The sequence below is a fragment of the Aeromonas finlandensis genome (assembly GCF_000764645.1).
Taxonomy (GTDB): Bacteria; Pseudomonadota; Gammaproteobacteria; order Enterobacterales; family Aeromonadaceae; genus Aeromonas; species Aeromonas finlandensis.
Genome location: NZ_JRGK01000065.1, coordinates 1 through 18,545, shown reverse-complemented (window position 1 = coordinate 18,545; position 18,545 = coordinate 1). Strand labels below are relative to the sequence as shown.

Here is an 18,545-nt window from a genome sequence, read left to right as displayed (position 1 = left end):
CCGTTCGTGATCACCCTGATGTGCCTGGCGTTCTACCTGATCCCGCATTGGAACGGTGCCATCATCACTGAAGCTCCGGCCCTGTCCGACGCCTTCAACGGTGACTTCATCAAGACCCTGTGGCTGGCTATCCCGGTAATGGTCTTCTCCTTCAACCACTCCCCGATCATCTCCTCCTTCGCGGTGGACAACAAAGGTCGTTACGGGGAAGGTGCCGAGAAGAAGTGCAGCAACATCCTGCTGGGCGCTCACGTCATGATGGTAATGACCGTGATGTTCTTCGTATTCAGCTGCGTACTGAGCCTCTCTCCGGCTGACCTGGCTGCTGCCAAAGAACAGAACATCTCCATCCTGTCCTACCTGGCCAACCACTTCGACAACCCGGTTATCGCCACTGTGGCTCCGCTGATCGCCATGGTTGCCATCAGCAAATCCTTCCTGGGTCACTACCTGGGTGCCCAAGAAGGCATGAACGGTCTGATGGCCAAGGCGCTGCGTGAGAAGGGCAAGAACGTTGACACCAAGCAACTGAACAAAATCACTGCAGTGTTCATGATCCTGACCACCTGGGCTATCGCCACCATCAACCCGAGCATCCTCGGTATGATTGAAGACCTGGGCGGCCCGATCATTGCAATGCTGCTGTTCCTGATGCCGATGTACGCCATCACCAAGGTTCCGGCCATGCGCAAATACGCTGGCAACATCAGCAACGTGTTCGTGACCCTGATTGGCCTGATCGCCATGTCCGGTATCATCTACAAGCTGATTGCCTGATAACGCTGGTTACCAAGTTGAATGAAGAAGCCGCCTCGCAAGAGGCGGCTTTTTTTATGGCCGGCATTCAGGGCTGGGCATTGTCGATGTTCTCCGACTGCCAGAGGGCGTAGCCCTTGCCGGAGGCCGTGGTGGGCAGGTCAATCTGCATCAGGTCATTGCCGATGACGAACGGCCCCGTGTAGCGGGCGCGCAGATCCTGCGCCAGATCTTTCACCGTGATCTGGCCGTTGAGGCCGATATGGCTGAATACCGTCAGCGCCGGTCTGGCTTCGTTGAGAACTCGGGCTGCCTGCTCGGGGGAGGCGAGGTGACCGGCGATCGCCTTGTAGCCCGGGTTGGCCTTCATCCGGGCGGCAGAGGTCATGGAGACGCAGTGCACCAGCAGATCGGCCCCCTTGGCCTGCTTCATCACCTGCGGGCTGTAGCGGGTATCGCCGGAGAGCACCACGCTGTGGCCGTGGTAGTCGATGCGATAGCCGAACGACGGCTTGATGTTGACCCCGTGGTCGTTGTCAAAGGCGGTTACCTTGACCCCGTCCTGGTTGTAGACCACCCCGGCGGTGACCTCGTGGCTGTTGATCTCCACCCCGTCCAGCGGCGTTCCCTCATCTTTGACCCGGGTGGCGATGTCGGTGGCGTAGGCCTGCTGCAGGCCGCGCGCGAGGGCGGTGGTGCCCTTGGGGCCGTAAAGTGCCATCGGCGCGTGGCGCTGGCCATAGGCCGGTTGCAGCCAGCCGGTCAGCCAGAGATCCGCCAGCCCGTTGGTGTGATCCGAGTGGAAGTGGGTGAGGAAGAAGGCGTTGACCCGGCCGATGGGGATATGCAGCTGCCACAGGCGGGTAGCGGAGTTGCGGCCAAAATCGAACACCAGCTTCTGGTTGCCCGCCTCGACCAGGGTGCTGTAGCCGCCGCGGCTGATCTGGGGTACCGGAGTACCGGTGCCGAGCAGGCTGACCCGGAAGATATCGGGCCGGGCTTGAGTTGCTGAGGCAGGGGCGTGATCGTGGTTGCTGATAAAGCTGCTCTCGGCCGCCTGGCTGACACCGGTGGCCAGCAGACCGACCAGTAGTGCGGCCAGATAAGTACTTTTCATGGGGATTTATCCTGTGGGGAGAGGTACTGCATCACTCTATTGGTAACTAAAGGATGGATAAATTGGCTAAAATCCATTTCTTACTAAACTGGTAGTTGTGAATCAGGGGCCCGACAGTGGGTCGCATTGCCCTGAAAAGCGGGCAAAGGAGGGGTTGTGGACCGATTGACCAGCATGCGTATCTGCACCCGGGTCGTGGATCTCGGCTCCTACAGCGCGGTGGCGAGCGAAGAGGGGATCAGCGCCCAGATGGTGGGCAAGCATGTGCTGGGGCTGGAGCAGTGGCTGGGGGGCAAGCTGTTTCACAAGACCACCCGCCAGCAGACCCTCACCGAGCTGGGCCAGCTCTTTCTGGCTCGCTGCCAGCGGGTGCTGGAGGAGATGGCACTGACCGAATCGCTCACCCAGAACCTGCTGGCCGAGCCCGCCGGTCGACTGCGCATCGCCGCCCCCCTCAGCTTTGGTCACCACCGGCTGGTACCACTGCTGCCCGCCTTTCTCGCCCGCTACCCCAAGCTGGATCTGGATCTGCAGCTCACTCCCCGCTGGGTCGATCTGGTGGAGGAGGGGTTCGACGCCGCCATCCGCACCCTGCGCCCGCAGGATGAGGCGCTGATCGCCCGCCCGCTGTTGACCCAGCACTACCGGCTTTGCGCGGCGCCCGACTACCTCAATCGTCACGGGGTACCCCGTCATCCGGCCGATCTCACTCGCCACCAGTGCCTGCACGGCAACTGGGGTGAGCACGAACGCTGGCAGTTTGTCGGTGAGGATGGTCAAAACGAAGAGGTGCGGGTGGCCTCGCGCCTGCGCATCAACCACTGGCCAGCCTTGTTGACGGCGGCACTGGCGGGGGCCGGCATCACCTTGCAGCCCGCCGAACAGGTGCGCGACCATATCGCCACGGGGCGTCTGTTCCCGCTGCTTGGCCGCTATCAGAGCCCGGCCAAGACCCTCTACTTTATCTATCCGGCGGCGCGGCGGCAGGTGCTCAAGATCACCCTGCTGGGGGATTTTCTGGCCGAATCCCTGCAATCTGAGCCCGAGCCTGAATAAATCAGTGCATATTCTCGCCGCCGCGCTTAACCATCGTACTTAACAAAGGGGCGGAGCAGGCCTAACATGGCGGGATGTTTTTTTAGTCAGGACAAAAGGATATGTCTGGGTTGAAAAAGGATCTCGGGCTCTGGCAGGGGATGGGGCTGCTCGCCACCTCGCTGCTCGGCACCGGGATCTTCGTGGTACCGGCGACCGCCGCCTCGCTGGCGGGCGGGGCCTCGCTCTGGGCCTGGTTGCTGCTGATTGCGCTGGTGCTGCCCATCGCCTTTACCTTCGCCCGCCTCGGCCGTCGCTATCCCCATGCGGGCGGTGCGCCGCACCTGATTGGCCTCGCCTTTGGCAACGGCGCCGAGCGCTTCTCTGCCTTCCTCTTTCTGGCCGTGTTACCGGTGGGGCTGCCCGCCGCCCTGATGATTGCCGCCGGTTTCTGGCACGCCCTGTTCGATATGGGGGAGTGGACCCTCTGGGCCATCCAGCTGCTGACCCTGCTCGGGGTATTCCTGCTGGGGCTGCGCGGGGCGCGCTCCTCCGGCAACCTGCAACTGCTGATCGCGCTCGCCATTTTGGGGCTCACCCTGCTGATCTGGTTCAAGGGGGAGGTGAGCTGGCGCGATGCGGCCCGGCCCTTGCCGAGCGCGGAGGAGTGGCCCCCTATGGCCACCGCGCTGGCGGTGATGTTCTGGTGTTTCGTCGGGCTGGAAGCCTTCGCCCATATGGGGGAGGAGTTCAAGCGGCCGGAGCGGGATTACCCCATCGCCCTGCTCGGCGGGGTACTGCTGGCGGGGCTTATTTACTGGGTGCACTCGCTGGTGGTGCTCAAATATGGCCTCTACGGCGATGAGGCGAAAAACGCCACCGCCATCCCCTCCCTGCTGGCGCTGCTGTTTGGCCCCACCGCCAAGTGGCTGGTGGCGGTACTCGGCTACCTCTCCTGCTTTGCCAGCATCAACATCTATATTCAGGGCTTTGCCCGGCTGATCTGGAGCATGGCGCGGGAAGGCAAGCTGCCCCCCTCGCTGGCGCAGCTTACCGCGCGCGGCGCACCGCTGCGGGCGCTCAGCCTGGTGCTGGCCATCTGTTTGCTCTGCATCACCCTGATCATCTGGCTACGACTGCCCCTTGATGAGCTGATCCGCTACGCCAACGGCAACTTCGTGCTGGTCTACCTGCTCTGCATGGCGGCGGGCTGGCGCCTGCTCGGCGGGGTGGGCAAGGGGCTGGCGGGGGTCAGTGTGTTGCTCTGCGCTCTGGTGCTGGTGGCGCTCGCTTCTCAGGTGCTCTATGCGGTGGTGCTGAGTCTTGCCTACGGCGGCTTCTCGCTGTGGCGGCGTTATCTGCGCCGCAGTCGTCAGCAGGATGCGTTCCCGGTGGCGAAGTAACGTCTCCCCGATTGTCGGAAAAATGAGAAAGCCCTGATGTTCAGGGCTTTTTTGATTTCGGCATATGGGATGTTCATATGAATACTAGCTGGCACGCTATTTGCCGAAAAGTGCGGGGTCGGATCAACTCAACGGCGATTTATAGCCAAAAAAAGTGGGATCCAGCTCTCGTTTTGCTTAAAGTGCTCCTTTCCGATCCCGATGGTCGGAATGCCCGCAAGGATGCCCTTCAGACGTAAACAGGATGGCCTGGCCAGACTGACTCACAGCGATATTCACTGTTCCGGTTCCCTTTTCTGCCGCTTCCCTGCTGGCAGCGCCCTGTTCCGTTCAGTCAGTCCGGGTTTTGCGTCACTCTCATCGTGCATTGTCTCCATCTGCAGCGAGTGAATCATGAGCGAATCGGTTTTTGAGATCCACGACTGGACCCTGAGCGTTGACGACAACATGCTGTGTCGCCCCGACCGCGAGGTCTACCTCGAACCCAGACTGGTCAATCTGTTGCGGTTTCTGGCCCATAATGCCGGCACCGTGTTTGGCCGCGATGCCCTGATCAACGAGGTGTGGGATGGCGCCGAGGTGACCGATCAGGTAGTGACCCAGTCCATCTTCGAACTGCGCAAGATCCTCAAAGATGGTCGCACCGATGCGACCGACTATATCGTCACCGTGCCCAAGCGCGGCTACAAGCTGGTGGCGCCGGTGCGGCCGCTGCATGTTGTTTCCGTGGTGATGGCGGACGAACAGCCCGCGCCCGCGGTCAATGCCGCTCTCTCAGACAACCCGACTCTCTCCGATCTGAGCCCACCCGTGGCTGATAACGACGATGATGCACTGCCCAATGTCGCCCCTTTTCCCGCCGGGCCCCTGACCCGCGCCATCTCCACCCATGCCAAGGATGCCCGCAGCCGCTGGAAGATGGTGAGTTTCGATATCTTCGTTGCCATCGTGCTGATCGCCATTGTCAGCATGCTCAGCTACCAGCACACCAGCCCTCAGGTACACGCCATGCTGGATCCCAATCTGCTGGTATTCCGTTTCCACTCCGGCATGGATGACAACAACGAGAACGTGCGCCTTGCCGATGGCATCACCCGCGCCCTGATGGGGGAGGTGGCAGTAGCCACACCGCTGCGGGTGCAGTACGGCGCCACCAATCTGATGGGGGGCATCATGCCCGGCAAAGAGCTGAGCGTGCGGGTCACCCGCCAGCCCCGGGGCACCTATCTCGACTTGGAGTACCGCAATATCAACACCAACCGGGTGCTGTTCAGCCATCAATACCAGCTCAGTCGCCACAATGTGCACGGGGTGTTGCAGGCGAGCAGTCAGGATCTGCTGCGCGCCCTCGACCAGCCGGATGCCGAGCCGGGCATGGGCTGGCCGACCGATGATGCCTCCCTGATAGCGATGATGGAGGCGCAGTACTACATCAATAGCCGGGATCCGGTGGCCCTCAAGCGGGGCATCGATCTGCTGGAGCAGGCGCTGATTGCCCATCCGGATCAGCCGTTGCTGCTGGCGGAGCGTTATCTGGCGGGTGAGGCGCTGGCCACCCTGGCGGGCAAATCCGAGAGCGAGCGGCTGCAGGGGATCGGCACCCATCTTGCCAGCGTGGTGCAAAACAGCGGCGCCCTGCCAGCCCGGGTGTGGGAGGCCCTGACCCTGCAGGCGATCCTTAACAGCCAACAACAGCAGGCCGACTATCTGCTGGAGCAGGCGGCGAGTCGTGGCCGCTCGGTGCTCTACTACATACTGCAGGGCAAGCTGGCGGAGCTGGATGGTCGCCCGGAGGCGGCGGGGGATGCCTACAGTCAGGCATTCCTGATGGAGGCGACCGAGCAGACCTATCTGCTCTGCCAGCAGCTCGGTTTCTACAGCAATATGGAGACCCTCACCCCCGCCCTGTTCAATGCACTGGGCCAGAGCAAGGTGAAGCTCTTCTAACTCTGCGGCTCTTGTTTCCCCTCGGTCGGCGCGGTTGCCGACCCCATCCACAGGCTGCCTTCGGGCGGCCTGTGTCGTTCCTGCCTGTCCCTATCCTTAGGGATAGCCTGTGTGGCGCTGTTGAGCTGTTGTGAGCATCAAGTGGGTTGGTGGAACGTAAACAGAGGTCTGCAGTCCCAACGTGTTGTCTACTTGGCGGGGGGCATACTCCAGTCAATTTGCTTAAGTTTCAGTGTCTCTAGGTATTGAGCAATCCAGTTAATTTGTTTGATGAGCTTGGTTTTCAATGCGGTCTCTTTATCTATCTCGACAATCGTCTGATACCCATTCCAGCTATAAAATTTAGGGTTGAAGTTTCTCCCGACTACATCACGGCTTATGGCCTTGTGATAGTGGTTGAGATACTCGGTATAGAGAATGCCCTCATGTAAGACGAACAGCTTTGGCCATGTGTTGTGCTTCTTTTCCCCGTAGAAGAAGCGGATTTGGTCACTCATTCTTTTCATCTCCCTAAATGGGGAAACATGATAGATAAGCGAAGCTGAATAGCGTTTGAATCCACATAAAGACACTACCTATTCTGTGAGAGAGCAACATGTTGAATTAACAATGTAACTGTTTTCATTGCTTGTCAGTTACAGAGCGTCGGGTTTTGCTGTTGAACGTCCAGGTGTTGCTATTGCTGTGTTGATGGGCGACAGGGTTGAGCGGCCACTCAGGGTGATGGTCCGGAGGGCGTTCGGATGGTCGCAAGGGGAGGGGGCGCAATGGGAGCCGCTTTATCTCGGGTTTATCTGGCCAAAAATATCAAGACGGCGAGATAAGGGGGTTATCAAGGGGCAAAAACGGGGTGGAAGGATATCAAGGTTTTATCAATATGGCGGTGTGAGCGCATGTCAATTAATTGTTTTTAAATGGTTTTTATCAAAAATAATGAGGCGACGAAAAAAGTTGGCTCATATTTTTATCCGTTAGCTGGTCTTTATGTTTTCCGGGGATGAGAGGCCTAGTCTGTGCCCATTCTTTGGCGGGGCGTTCCGCCAAATGTGTATGTGACGACCCGACCTTTTATAGAACCGGAGATCTTATGTCCCTCGATACGAGCAAGAAGATTGGCCTTATCGCCTGTACAGGTGTGGTGGCCGGCAACATGATGGGGAGTGGCATCGCGCTGCTGCCTTCGGCACTGGCCACCATCGGCTCCATCTCTGTCTTTAGCTGGGCAATCTGTCTGGTAGGCGCCATGGGCCTCGCCTTTGTCTTCGCCCGCCTTGCTACCAAGAACCCGCAAGAGGGTGGCCCCATTGCTTACGCTGGCGAGATCTCTCCGGTGTTCGGTTTCCAGACCGGTGTGCTTTATTACCACGCCAACTGGATCGGTAACTTGGCCATCGCCATTACCGGCGTCTCCTACCTCTCGGTCTTCTTCCCCATTCTCAACAGCCCAATTCCGGCCGCCGCAGCCACCATCGCTGCCGTCTGGATCTTCACCTTCGTCAACCTGCTTGGCGGTAGCTGGGTGAGCCGACTCTGTACTCTGGGTCTGGTGCTGATCCTGTTGCCAGTGGTCGGTACTGCGGTGATGGGCTGGGGTCATTTTGATGCCACCGTCTACAGCCAGAACTGGAACACCACCAGTGGCAGCGACCTGCATGCGGTCATCAGCGCCGTGCTGATCTGCCTCTGGTCCTTCGTCGGTGTTGAATCCGCTGCTGTTTCGTCCGGCATGGTGAAGAACCCCAAGCGCACCGTACCGCTCGCTACCATGCTGGGTACCGGTATCGCGGGTGTTATCTACATCCTCTCTACCCAGGTGATCAGCGGCATGTTCCCGGCTGGTGAAGTGGCTGCCTCCGGCGCCCCGTTTGCCATGGCTTCTTCCGCTATCTTCGGTAGCTGGTCTGCGCCGTTCGTCTCTGCCTTCACCGCTCTGGCCTGCTTCACCTCGCTGGGCTCCTGGATGATGCTGGTGGGGGAAGCGGGCAAGCGTGCCGCCAACGACGGCAACTTCCCGAAAATCTACGGCGAAGTGGACAAGAATGGCGTGGCCAAGAAGGGGCTGATCCTCGGCTCCCTCAAGATGACTGCCCTGATGATTGGCCTGACCGCCTTCACCTCCCAGTCCGCTCACGCTGCCGATCTCTTCAACGTGCTGACTACCGATGCGGTGCTGCTGACCATGCTGCCCTACTTCTACTCCAGCATTAACCTGATCCGCTTTGAGGGCATGACCTCCCGCAGCATCGGCGCGATGATCTTCTCCGGTGTGGCCTGTGTCTTCTGTCTGGTCGCCCTGATGGGTGCCAAGGGTTCCAACCTCACCGCTACCTTCGTGGTGTCGCTCATCATCCTGATGTTCTACGCCAAAAAACAGGGTCTGCGTCAGCACGACGCCCTGCTCAACGAGCAACCCAGCAACTAATTCCCCCTTTTATCTTCCGAGCGCTCTTCACTCACCATCCCTGATGGAGAGCGCCCCTTTACGTGTGGAGCATTACGATGAATATCATTGCCATCCTCAACCACCTGGGCGTTTTCTTTAAAGAAGAACCCATTCGCCAGCTGCAAGCCTCCCTCGAGCGCAAGGGCTTCGAGGTTGTTTATCCGGTCGATGTGGCCGATCTGCTGAAGCTGATCGAGAAGAACCCCCGCGTCTGCGGCGCCATCTTCGACTGGGACAAATACTCCTTGGGCCTGTGCAAGGAGATCCACGATCGCAACGAGAAGCTGCCGATCTTCGCCTTCGCCAACGACCAGTCTACCCTGGACATTCACCTGACCGACCTGCGTCTGAACGTGCACTTCTTCGAGTATCGTCTCGGCATGGCCGACGACATCGCCCTCAAGATGGGCCAGGCCACTCAGGAGTATCAGGACGCCATCCTGCCGCCCTTCACCAAGGCGCTGTTCAAATACGTGGAAGAGGGTAAATACACCTTCTGTACTCCGGGTCACATGGGCGGTACCGCCTTCCAGATGAGCCCGGCCGGCAGCATCTTCTATGACTTCTACGGCCCGAACGCGTTCAAGGCAGACGTCTCCATCTCCATGCCGGAGCTGGGCTCCCTGCTGGATCACTCCGGTCCGCACAAGGAAGCCGAAGAGTACATCGCCCGTACTTTCAACGCCGATCGCTCCTACATCGTCACCAACGGCACCTCCACCGCCAACAAGATTGTCGGCATGTTCTCGGCACCAGCGGGCAGCACCGTGCTGGTTGATCGCAACTGCCACAAGTCGCTCACTCACCTGATGATGATGAACGACGTGACCCCGATCTACTTCCGTCCGACCCGCAACGCCTACGGCATTCTGGGCGGTATCCCGCAGAGCGAATTCAGCCGCGAAACCATCGCCGCCAAGGTCGCCGCCACCCCGGGTGCCCAGGCGCCGCGCTACGCCGTGATCACCAACTCCACCTATGACGGCCTGCTCTACAACACCGGCTTCATCAAGGAGGCGCTGGACACCCCTTACATCCACTTCGACAGTGCCTGGGTGCCTTACACCAACTTCAGCCCGATCTATGAAGGCAAGTGCGGCATGAGCGGCGAAGCCATGCCGGGCAAGGTGTTCTATGAAACCCAGTCCACCCACAAGCTGCTGGCAGCCTTCTCCCAGGCCTCGATGATCCACATCAAGGGTGACGTGGAGGAAGAGACCTTCAACGAAGCCTTCATGATGCACACCTCCACTTCGCCGCAGTACGGCATCGTGGCATCTACCGAGATCTCCGCCGCCATGATGCGGGGCAACACCGGCAAGCGTCTGATCAAGGACTCCATCGATCGCGCCGTCTCCTTCCGCAAAGAGATCAAGCGTCTGCGTGATCAGAGCGAAGGCTGGTTCTTCGACGTATGGCAGCCGGACAACATCGACACCGTCGAGTGCTGGAAGCTGGATCCGAAAGATGACTGGCACGGTTTCAACGGCATCGATGATGACCACATGTACCTCGACCCCATCAAGGTCACCCTGCTGACTCCGGGTATGGGTCGTGATGGCCAGCTGCTGGAGAAGGGTATCCCTGCTTCACTGGTCTCCAAGTTCCTCGACGAGCGCGGCATCGTGGTCGAGAAGACCGGCCCTTACAACATGCTGTTCCTGTTCTCCATCGGTATCGATCAGTCCAAGGCGATGCAGCTGCTGCGTGCCCTGACCGAGTTCAAGCGTGGTTATGACCTGAACCTGACCATCAAGAACATCCTGCCGAGCCTCTATCGTGAAGACCCGAGCTTCTACGAAGGGATGCGCATTCAGGAGCTGGCCCAGAGCATCCACGATCTGACCTGCAAATACCGTCTGCCGGAGCTGATGTTCAAGGCGTTCGACGTGCTGCCGGAGATGAAGATGACCCCGCACGCTGCATGGCAGCAGGAGCTGGCGGGTAATCTGGAAGAGGTGCCGTTGCGTGACATGGTTGACCGTATCAGCGCCAACATGATCCTGCCGTACCCGCCGGGAGTACCCTTGGTACTGCCGGGCGAGATGGTGACTGCCGACTCCCTGCCGGTGCTCGAGTTCCTCGAGATGCTGTGCGAGATCGGTGCCCACTACCCGGGCTTCGAGACCGACATCCACGGCCTCTATCGTCAGGCCGATGGCAGCTACACCGTCAAGGTGCTGCGTTAATCGACAGTGACAACCATCGAAAGTGACAACAACGGGCCGCAAGGCCCGTTTTTCCCTCCGGAATTCCTGTTCTTATTGCGTGAGTCGCCAACCATGAAGCGAGTGCTCTCCATTCAATCCCACGTAGTCTTTGGCTGTGCCGGCAACAGCGCCGCCGTTTTTCCCATGCGTCGCCTCGGGATCGAGGTGTGGCCGATGAACACGGTGCAGTTCTCCAACCACACCCAATACCGCGAAGGCTGGCAGGGGATGGTGATGCCCGGCGGCCATATCCGTCAGCTGGTGAACGGGCTGGCGGAGATCGGCGTGCTGGCCCAGTGCGATGCGATCTTGAGCGGCTACCTTGGTTCGGCCGAGCAGGGGGAGGAGATCCTGGCGGCGGTGGCCCGGCTCAAGGCGCTCAATCCGGCCGCCCTCTATTTTTGTGACCCCGTGATGGGTCACCCCGACAAGGGGTGCATAGTGGCACCCGGCGTCGCCGATTTTCTGAAACACCGTGCACTGGCCTGCGCCGATATGCTGGCCCCCAATCTGCTGGAGCTGGAACAGCTCACCGGCCGCGATATCCGCAATGTGCCGGAGGCCATCGAGGCGTGCCAGCAGCTGCGGGCACAAGGGGTCAAGCTGGTGATGGTGAAACATCTGGGCAAAGCCGGTTTTGCCATGGACCGCTTCGAGATGCTGCTGGTGTGCGAGGAGGGGGCTTTTCACCTCTCCCGCCCGCTCTACCCTTTTGCCCGCCACCCCATCGGGGTGGGGGATCTGCTAAGCGCCACCCTGCTGGCCAATCTGCTGGCCGGTTGCAGCCCGGTGGCGGCGTTCGAGCTTACCAACGCCAGCGTCGATGCAGTGCTGGCTCGCACCTGGCTGGCGGGGGCCTACGAGCTGCAACTGGTCGCGGCCCAGCACGAGATGGCGCTGCCGCAGGTCTCCATCCGGGCGACCCGTCTCTGAGCTGTCTACGCCGACGGTAAAAACAACAAAGCCCTGATAATCAGGGCTTTTCACATTTAAGATCTCGGGAGAGGGCTTAGTCCTGCGGGCTCTTGAGCGCCTTGATCACATCCTCTTTGGGCTCCAGCTCCTTGACCTGATTGAAGATCTCCAGCTCCCCTTGCGGACTGACGGTGTAGGCATCGGCATCCTGATAGCTGCCGCTGCCAGCGCTCTCGATGATGACCACCAGCTCGGGCTGTTTGTCGCCATTCAAATCGACCAGCTTTAGCTCCCGGATAAAGCCGTTGCGAGCCATCACCTTGCCATCCTGAAACTCATCCAGTGGAAATTGGGCGTTTTGACCCGAATAGAGCCGCACGTCATAGCTGCCGATTGAGGCGGGTTCACCTGCCCCCTGCGCCACCCGGATCACCTGCCCGGAGGGCAGGGTCAGTTGTTTGCTAAATCCCTCTTCGGCTTGTGTTTGTGCTTGTGCCGCCAGCGGCAGGGTCAGCAGCCCTGCGATCATCAATGCTCTGTTCATCTTGCAACCTCTTGCAGTCTGTTGACCGCGGGCTCCCGGGGGAGCCCGCGGTGATGCTGTTACCAGATCTTCACCCGCTTCTGGGGCGGCAGATAGAGCTTGTCCCCCGGCTTGATGTTGAATGCCTCGTAGAAGGCGGGAACGTTCGGCACCACGCCGTTGACCCGGTACTCGGGGGGCGAGTGGGGGTCGGAGCGCAGCAGCATCTGCATCAGCTCGGGGCGATACATCCCCTTCCACACTTGAGCCCAGCCGAGGAAGAAGCGCTGTTCGCCGGTAAAGCCATCCAGCACCGGTGCCTCCTTGCCATCGAGTGACAGCTCGTAGGCCTTGTGGGCGATGGTGAGACCGCCGAGATCGCCGATGTTCTCCCCCAGGGTGAACTGGCCGTTGACGAACTGGCCGTTGATGGGCTCGAAGCGGTTGTACTGGGCCACGAGACGGCTGGTGCGGAAGCGGAACTCCTTGAGATCCTGCGGCGTCCACCAGTCGCGCATCATGCCGTCACCGTCGGATTTGGCCCCCTGATCATCAAAACCGTGGCCCATCTCGTGGCCAATGACCCCGCCGATGGCGCCGTAGTTGACCGCATCATCCGCCGTCATGTCGAAGAAGGGGGGCTGCAAGATGGCCGCCGGGAAGACGATCTCGTTGTTGCTCGGGTTGTAGTAGGCGTTCACCGTTTGCGGCGACATGTGCCACTCGTCCCGGTCGACCGGCTTGCCGAGGCGCGCCAGACTGTCTGCATATTCAAAGGCTTGCGAGCGTTGCAGGTTGCCTACCAGATCATCCGGTTGGATGGCGATGGCGCTGTAATCCTTCCACTTGTCGGGGTAGCCGATCTTGGGGCGGAACTTGGCCAGCTTCTCGAGGGCCTGCGCCTTGGTCTCGGGCGACATCCAGTCGAGCTCCTTGATGCTCTGGCCGTAGGCGGTGCGCAGGTTCTCCACCAGCTGCTCCATCCGCTCCTTGGCCGCTGGCGGGAAGTAGCGGGCCACATAGAGCTGGCCGACCGCTTCACCCAGATGATCGTTCAGCACCCCGAGCGCCCGCTCCCAGTTGGCGCGCTGCTTGGGCGTGCCGCTCAACGTGGTGCCGTAGAAGGCAAAGTTGGCCCGGTCGGTTTCGCTGTCGAGATAGGGGGCGTAGTCGGTCAGCAGTTGCCACTTGAGGTAGGCCTGCCAGTCGGCGATGGGGGTCTGGGCCATCACCTGATCCAGCGCACTCAGATAGGTTGGCTGACCGATGATGAGTTCCGGCTGGCCCGCAATGCCCGCGGCGTTCAGATAGGCCTGCCAGTCGAGGTGGGGGGCGAGCCGTGCCAGCTCGCTGGCGGGGCGTTTGTTGTAGTTCTTCTCCCGATCCCGCAGGGCCACGTTATCCCACTGGATGGTGGCGAGCCGGGTTTCGAGGGTCAGAATCCGCTTGGCCTTGCCGCTCGGGTCAGACTCCCCGAGGCGGCCCAGCATGGCGGCGATATGCTGCTGGTACTTCTGGCGCATCGCTTGACTCTCGGGATCCTGCTTGAGGTAGTAGTCCCGATCCGGCAGCCCCAATCCCCCTTGATAGAGGTGGACGGCATAGCGGTCGGGGGATTTGGCATCGGCGTCGATCCAGATGCCGAACGGCGCGCCGCCGCCCATGCGGCCTGATTGGGCAAAGGCGCGGGCCAGTGCGGCCTGATCACCGATCCGGTCGATATCGGCCAGCGCCGGTGCCAGCGGGGTGAGCCCCTTGGCATCGCGACCTGCCTGATCCAGATAGCTGGCGTAGAGATCGCGGATCTGCTGGGTCGGCGTACCGGTGGCGGCATCCTGCTTGGCCAGCCCCTCGACCAGCACCCGCACATCGGCGAGGGATTTGTCCCGCAGCATGTAGAAGGCGCCATCGGCGGGGCGATCGTCAGGGATCTTGGCGGTGGCGAGCCACTTGCCATTGACGTAGCGGAAGAAGTCATCGCCGGGTTTGACCTGGGTGTCCATATTGGCCAGCGCCAGCCCGGAGTGTTTGGGGGATTCTTGCGGTGCCTGACTGCAGCCAGCCAGCAGGGCCAGTCCAATCAGGCCGGCCAGTAAGCTTTTCTTATTGTTCATCTTGTTTGATTCCAATTCGGGTTGTTTGCTTCCCTGCCCATCTTCCTTGCTCCAACCGGTTGTGCGACCGCCTTGCGGCCAGCTTGGTGGAGAGTGCGGGCGAGCCTCACTCTAGCAGCAGGGTTGCAGCTTGATAAGCCCGACTCTGCTAAGATCGGCCGGTCCGTTTTGGGGAAGCCTATGATTTCTCATCTTTATTCTCGCTTTTGTCTGACTATGCCAGCGCCGGAAGGTTCCGCCGGTCTGTTGGTGGCCTTCAGTGGCGGCCTCGACTCTACCCTGTTGCTGGTGCTGGCGGCGCAGTATGCCCGCGAGCATGGCCTTGCACTGCGTGCCCTGCACGTGCACCACGGCCTCAGCCCCCATGCCGATGAGTGGGTTGCGCATTGTGAATCCGTGTGTCAGCAATTGGCGGTGGAGCTGCTGGTCGAGCGGGTGACCTTGGCTCGTGGCAATGGCGAGAGTCTGGAGGCGCAGGCCCGTACCGCCCGTTACCAGCGGCTGACGGCCCGGTTGCGGGAGGGGGAGTGGCTGCTCACTGCCCACCATCAGGACGATCAGCTGGAGACCCTGCTGCTGGCCCTCAAGCGCGGTGCCGGTCTGCGCGGGCTGGCGGGGATCCTGCCAAGCCAGCCCTTTGCTGGCGGCCTGTTGCTGCGCCCGCTGCTCGATATGAGTCGCGCCGAGCTGGCCGAGGCGGCAGCGAGCCTCCCCTTTGGCTGGGTGGAGGATGAGAGCAATCAGGACGTGAGCTATGACCGCAACTTTTTGCGCCAGACGCTTATCCCCCAGCTCAAGGCGCGCTGGCCCGCCATGGCCCAGACCGCGGCGCGCAGCATGGCCCTGTGCGCCGAGCAGGAGGTGCTGCTGGAGGAGCTGGCCGAGAGCGACTGGCAGCTGGCGGGCGAGGGGGAGGCGCTCCATATCGGCCAGTTGCACGCCCTCTCACCCACCCGGCGCAACAACCTGCTGCGCTACTGGATCCGCCGTCAGGGGGGCGAGATGCCATCCCGTGAGCAGCTTGTCCGGCTGTGGCAGGAGGTAGCGCTGGCGCGCGGCGATGCCAATCCCCAGCTCAACTGGGGGCGCCAGAGCTGCCGCCGTTTTCAGGAGCGGCTCTATCTGGTGAGCCCTGACCTGCAACCCTGTCATCAGGTGTTGCCGCTGACCGTGGGTGAGCCGCTGACCCTGCCGGACGGGTTGGGCGAGCTGGTGGTACGCATGGCGGAGCACGGCGAGGGGCTGCTGCGTTCCCCCCAGCCGGACGAGCCGCTCTCGGTACGTTTTCAGGTGGCGCCCGGCATCCCCCTCAAACCGGTGGGACGGGGCGGCAGTCGGCGGATGAAGAAGCTGCTGCAGGAGTATGGCGTGCCCTCGTGGCAGCGGGGGCGCATCCCCATCCTCTACTATGGCGAGCAGATAGCGGCGGTGGTGGGGCTTTTTGTCTGCGACGGTTTTCTGGCGCAGGGGGCCGGGCTGGTTTGCCACTGGCAGGAGAGCGGGGCGGCCCCGGTTCTGCCCGAGCAGGTTCTCCCCTGAGGTGATCTCGGTCTGAGCGGGGGGAGCCCCAAAAAAGAAGCTCCGGTCACATGGCGCGCATGTGCCGGAGCAAAGAAGAGTTCGGGATTATTCATTATGGCTCGCCTTGCCAGCTTTTTTGCGGGCGTAGAGGTGACTGTCGGCCGCCTCGTAGAGGCTTGGCACATCGACCCCGGATTGCCAGCTGGCGGCGCCAAGGCTGCATCCGACCGAGAAGGTGCTGAGCTCCTTGTTGGTCATCAACATATGCTGCAGTCGCAGCCAGACCGGGCGCCACGCCTCGGGTTCGGCCGGTTGCAGCAGCAGGGCAAACTCATCCCCCCCGAGCCGGAAGGCTTGATCCGTGCTGCGGATACACCCCTTGAGCAGTTGGGCAAAGCGGCTCAGCACCAGATCCCCCACCGGATGACCCCAGGTGTCATTGATCTGCTTGAAGCGATCGAGATCCAGCAGCACCAGCACCAGACCGTGGGGCTCGCGGCTATGCTGCTCGATGGCACGGCCGATGGCCTCGTCAAAGTAGGAGCGGTTGCCAAGGCCGGTCAGGTGATCGAGCCGGACCAGCTGATCCAGTTTTTCCAGCCGCAGATAGAGGGGCAGCAGCAGGCAGAGCAGTTGATGGTACTGCATCAGTACCCGTTGCTGGCTGCCGCTGAGCGGATGCTCCAGCTCGTAGTGGAGCTGGCCAAGCAGCTGGCCGTGCTGACCGCGCAGCTCGAACGGATAGTTGTGCAGGCTGAGGGTGGCCAGCGGTGGGTGCTGGATCAGCACATGGGGCTGGCCGCAATCGAGGTAGAGGCCGTGGATCCTGACAATTCTTGCCGCACGATCGGCAAAAGTTGTCAGCAGGCTGCCAAGATCGCTCTGGCCCAACAACTGTTCCAGCAACTGGTTGCGTTCAATGCTGGGCAAGGGCGTAAGCCGCTCCATCTGGCGAACCCACTGCTCGATGCCATGGCTCAAGCCATTAACTGACGACGTATTTTCCATGGTCTTCCACCTGTATACCTGATTACTGCTCTTGCATACCCCTTTCCTGTCGTCGTTCTTGCAATTGGTATGCCCAATATATCTTTCCTGGCTCGATGATCGGCTGACTAGACTTAAGTCGATAAAAGGAGAGGAAAATTTGTACACCGACCTGTTGATCCTGCTGTTCGCCGCCGTCCTGCTGGTGGCAACTTTCCGACGCCTCGGCTTGCCGGTGATCCTCGCCTACCTGATTGCCGGCGTGTTGCTCGGCCCCCACGGGTTGGCGGTGATCACCGGCCAGTCGATCATGCAGACCATTGCCGAGCTCGGGATCGTCTTTCTGATGTTCTCGCTGGGGCTGGAGTTCTCCCTCCCGAAATTGCTGGCGATGCGCCGACTGGTGTTGGGGGTGGGGGGGCTGCAGGTGCTGCTTACCTCCCTGCTCTTCTTTGGTATCGCCTGGTGGTGGGGGTTGGGTCTGGCGCAGTCGCTGGTGGTGGCGGGGACGCTGGCGCTCTCCTCCACGGCGGTGGTGATCAAGCAGCTCGGGGAGCAGAAGCAGCTGCACACCCGCCGCGCCCAGCTGGGGGTGAGCGTGCTGCTGTTCCAGGATCTGGCGGTAGTGCCCCTGTTGGTGATGATCCCCATTCTCGCCCAGCCGGATGTGCAGGGCAGCGCCCTGGCCGCCGAGATCGCCTGGGCCACCCTCAAGGGGCTGTTTGCCCTCTTCACCCTGCTGGCGGTCGGCAAGTGGTTGCTGCCGCTGCTGTTTCACGAGGTGGCGCGGGCTCGCTCCGACGAACTGTTTGTGCTGAGCGCCCTGCTGGTGGCGCTGCTCGCCGCCTTTATGACTTATTCGCTGGGGCTGTCGATGGCATTGGGGGCTTTTCTGGCGGGGATGATGTTGGGGGAGTCCCACTATCGCCATCAGCTGGAGGTGGACATCAAGCCCTTTCGCGACGTGCTGATGGGGCTCTTCTTCATCACCATCGGCATGGCTATGGATTGGGTGCTGGTGGCGCAGGCGTGGTGGCAGGTGCTGATCTGCGTGGTGCTGCTGGTGCTGTGCAAATCCCTGCTGGTGCTGCTGGCCGGACGGCTGATGGGGGAGCGCAAGCGCGACAGCATGGCCGCTGGCATCATGTTGAGTCAGGTGGGGGAGTTTGGCTTTGTGTTGCTGGCACTGGCGCTCCACCACGGCCTGCTTGATCAGCAGCTGGTCTCCCGGCTGATCGGAATGGGGATCATCTCCATCGCCATGACCCCCTGGCTGGTGACCCAGGCCCACTCGCTGGCTCGCAGCCTCACCGATCCGGCGCTGCTGACCCGCTCCGAGGTTGCCCAGTCGGGCCTGAGCAAGAACCAGCATGTCATCATCGCCGGATTTGGTCGGGCCGGGCAGACCTGTGCCCGCTTCCTCAAGATCGAGGAGATCCCCTTTCTGGCCCTCGACCTCGACCCCGAGCGGGTGAGCGAGGCCAAGCTGGCGGGGGAGCAGGTGGCCTTCGGTGATGCCAGCCGCCGCGATATTCTGCTGGCCGCCGGTCTGTTGCGGGCGCGGTTGGTGATCA

The 18,545-nt window shown here is 61.2% G+C and carries 14 protein-coding genes; 9 read left to right on the top strand and 5 right to left on the bottom strand.

The window, feature by feature from the left end; genetic code table 11:
- On the top strand, positions 1-777 hold a 777-nt coding region (locus tag LD28_RS0108495; RefSeq protein ID WP_033136546.1), incomplete at its 5' end, for a serine/threonine protein kinase.
- Positions 778-844: 67 nt separating this feature from the next.
- Here LD28_RS0108495 and LD28_RS0108490 read toward each other — a convergent pair.
- Complete coding sequence (locus tag LD28_RS0108490) at positions 845-1,873, bottom strand: MBL fold metallo-hydrolase (RefSeq protein ID WP_033136544.1); 1,029 nt, start codon at positions 1,871-1,873, stop codon at positions 845-847.
- A 156-nt stretch (positions 1,874-2,029) separates the two neighbouring features.
- On the opposite strand from LD28_RS0108490, the gene LD28_RS0108485 reads away from it, so the two are divergent.
- The 3 genes from LD28_RS0108485 to cadC all read left to right on the top strand — a co-directional run bounded on the left by LD28_RS0108485 (position 2,030) and on the right by cadC (position 6,258).
- Positions 2,030-2,929 (top strand): LysR family transcriptional regulator, encoded by a 900-nt coding sequence (locus tag LD28_RS0108485; protein ID WP_033136543.1) that lies wholly within the window; start codon positions 2,030-2,032, stop codon positions 2,927-2,929.
- Between the two features lie 101 nt (positions 2,930-3,030).
- Entirely contained in the window at positions 3,031-4,311 is a 1,281-nt protein-coding gene (yjeH, locus tag LD28_RS0108480; RefSeq protein ID WP_033136542.1) for an L-methionine/branched-chain amino acid transporter, read from the top strand.
- 393 nt (positions 4,312-4,704) lie between these two features.
- The gene (gene cadC, locus LD28_RS0108475) at positions 4,705-6,258 is read left to right on the top strand and encodes a lysine decarboxylation/transport transcriptional activator CadC (protein WP_033136541.1); all 1,554 of its coding nucleotides are present in this window, start codon (positions 4,705-4,707) and stop codon (positions 6,256-6,258) included.
- Between the two features lie 188 nt (positions 6,259-6,446).
- Here the strand turns inward: cadC and LD28_RS0108470 are convergent, their stop codons facing one another.
- Positions 6,447-6,755, bottom strand: coding sequence for a hypothetical protein (locus LD28_RS0108470; protein ID WP_033136540.1), 309 nt, complete (start codon positions 6,753-6,755; stop codon positions 6,447-6,449).
- 590 nt (positions 6,756-7,345) lie between these two features.
- Between LD28_RS0108470 and cadB the strand changes: the two genes are divergently transcribed.
- The 3 genes from cadB to pdxY all read left to right on the top strand — a co-directional run bounded on the left by cadB (position 7,346) and on the right by pdxY (position 11,844).
- Positions 7,346-8,680 (top strand): cadaverine/lysine antiporter, encoded by a 1,335-nt coding sequence (gene cadB / locus LD28_RS0108465; protein ID WP_033136539.1) that lies wholly within the window; start codon positions 7,346-7,348, stop codon positions 8,678-8,680.
- Between the two features lie 77 nt (positions 8,681-8,757).
- Positions 8,758-10,890 (top strand): lysine decarboxylase CadA, encoded by a 2,133-nt coding sequence (locus tag LD28_RS0108460; protein ID WP_033136538.1) that lies wholly within the window; start codon positions 8,758-8,760, stop codon positions 10,888-10,890.
- A gap of 93 nt (positions 10,891-10,983) precedes the next feature.
- Positions 10,984-11,844 (top strand): pyridoxal kinase PdxY, encoded by an 861-nt coding sequence (gene pdxY, locus LD28_RS0108455; RefSeq protein ID WP_033136537.1) that lies wholly within the window; start codon positions 10,984-10,986, stop codon positions 11,842-11,844.
- 76 nt (positions 11,845-11,920) lie between these two features.
- Here the strand turns inward: pdxY and LD28_RS0108450 are convergent, their stop codons facing one another.
- Together LD28_RS0108450 and LD28_RS0108445 are read right to left on the bottom strand one after the other, a co-directional pair.
- Positions 11,921-12,370 carry a PliI family lysozyme inhibitor of I-type lysozyme gene (locus LD28_RS0108450; RefSeq protein WP_033136536.1) on the bottom strand — a complete coding sequence of 150 codons (450 nt, stop codon included), beginning with the start codon at positions 12,368-12,370 and terminating at the stop codon, positions 11,921-11,923.
- Positions 12,371-12,429: 59 nt separating this feature from the next.
- On the bottom strand, positions 12,430-14,463 hold the full coding sequence (locus tag LD28_RS0108445; RefSeq protein ID WP_033136545.1) for a M13 family metallopeptidase: 2,034 nt from the start codon (positions 14,461-14,463) through the stop codon (positions 12,430-12,432).
- Positions 14,464-14,643: 180 nt separating this feature from the next.
- On the opposite strand from LD28_RS0108445, the gene tilS reads away from it, so the two are divergent.
- The gene (gene tilS, locus LD28_RS0108440; RefSeq protein WP_033136535.1) at positions 14,644-16,002 is read left to right on the top strand and encodes a tRNA lysidine(34) synthetase TilS; all 1,359 of its coding nucleotides are present in this window, start codon (positions 14,644-14,646) and stop codon (positions 16,000-16,002) included.
- 87 nt (positions 16,003-16,089) lie between these two features.
- On the opposite strand, the gene LD28_RS0108435 is transcribed toward tilS, so the two are convergent.
- Positions 16,090-16,992 (bottom strand): GGDEF domain-containing protein, encoded by a 903-nt coding sequence (locus tag LD28_RS0108435; protein ID WP_033136534.1) that lies wholly within the window; start codon positions 16,990-16,992, stop codon positions 16,090-16,092.
- Between the two features lie 139 nt (positions 16,993-17,131).
- Between LD28_RS0108435 and LD28_RS0108430 the strand changes: the two genes are divergently transcribed.
- Positions 17,132-18,545 (top strand): cation:proton antiporter (locus LD28_RS0108430; protein WP_033136533.1); only part of this gene is annotated, 1,414 nt, incomplete at its 3' end.

Excerpts from the sequence above, each read along its gene's own strand:
- cadB (WP_033136539.1), top strand. The coding sequence starts at position 7,346 with ATGTCCCTCGATACGAGCAAGAAGATTGGCCTTATCGCCTGTACAGGT.
- yjeH (WP_033136542.1), top strand. The coding sequence starts at position 3,031 with ATGTCTGGGTTGAAAAAGGATCTCGGGCTCTGGCAGGGGATGGGGCTG.
- tilS (WP_033136535.1), top strand. The coding sequence starts at position 14,644 with ATGATTTCTCATCTTTATTCTCGCTTTTGTCTGACTATGCCAGCGCCG.
- LD28_RS0108470 (WP_033136540.1), bottom strand. The coding sequence starts at position 6,755 with ATGAGTGACCAAATCCGCTTCTTCTACGGGGAAAAGAAGCACAACACA.
- LD28_RS0108435 (WP_033136534.1), bottom strand. The coding sequence starts at position 16,992 with ATGGAAAATACGTCGTCAGTTAATGGCTTGAGCCATGGCATCGAGCAG.
- cadC (WP_033136541.1), top strand. The coding sequence starts at position 4,705 with ATGAGCGAATCGGTTTTTGAGATCCACGACTGGACCCTGAGCGTTGAC.
- LD28_RS0108450 (WP_033136536.1), bottom strand. The coding sequence starts at position 12,370 with ATGAACAGAGCATTGATGATCGCAGGGCTGCTGACCCTGCCGCTGGCG.
- LD28_RS0108460 (WP_033136538.1), top strand. The coding sequence starts at position 8,758 with ATGAATATCATTGCCATCCTCAACCACCTGGGCGTTTTCTTTAAAGAA.
- LD28_RS0108490 (WP_033136544.1), bottom strand. The coding sequence starts at position 1,873 with ATGAAAAGTACTTATCTGGCCGCACTACTGGTCGGTCTGCTGGCCACC.
- LD28_RS0108445 (WP_033136545.1), bottom strand. The coding sequence starts at position 14,463 with ATGAACAATAAGAAAAGCTTACTGGCCGGCCTGATTGGACTGGCCCTG.
- pdxY (WP_033136537.1), top strand. The coding sequence starts at position 10,984 with ATGAAGCGAGTGCTCTCCATTCAATCCCACGTAGTCTTTGGCTGTGCC.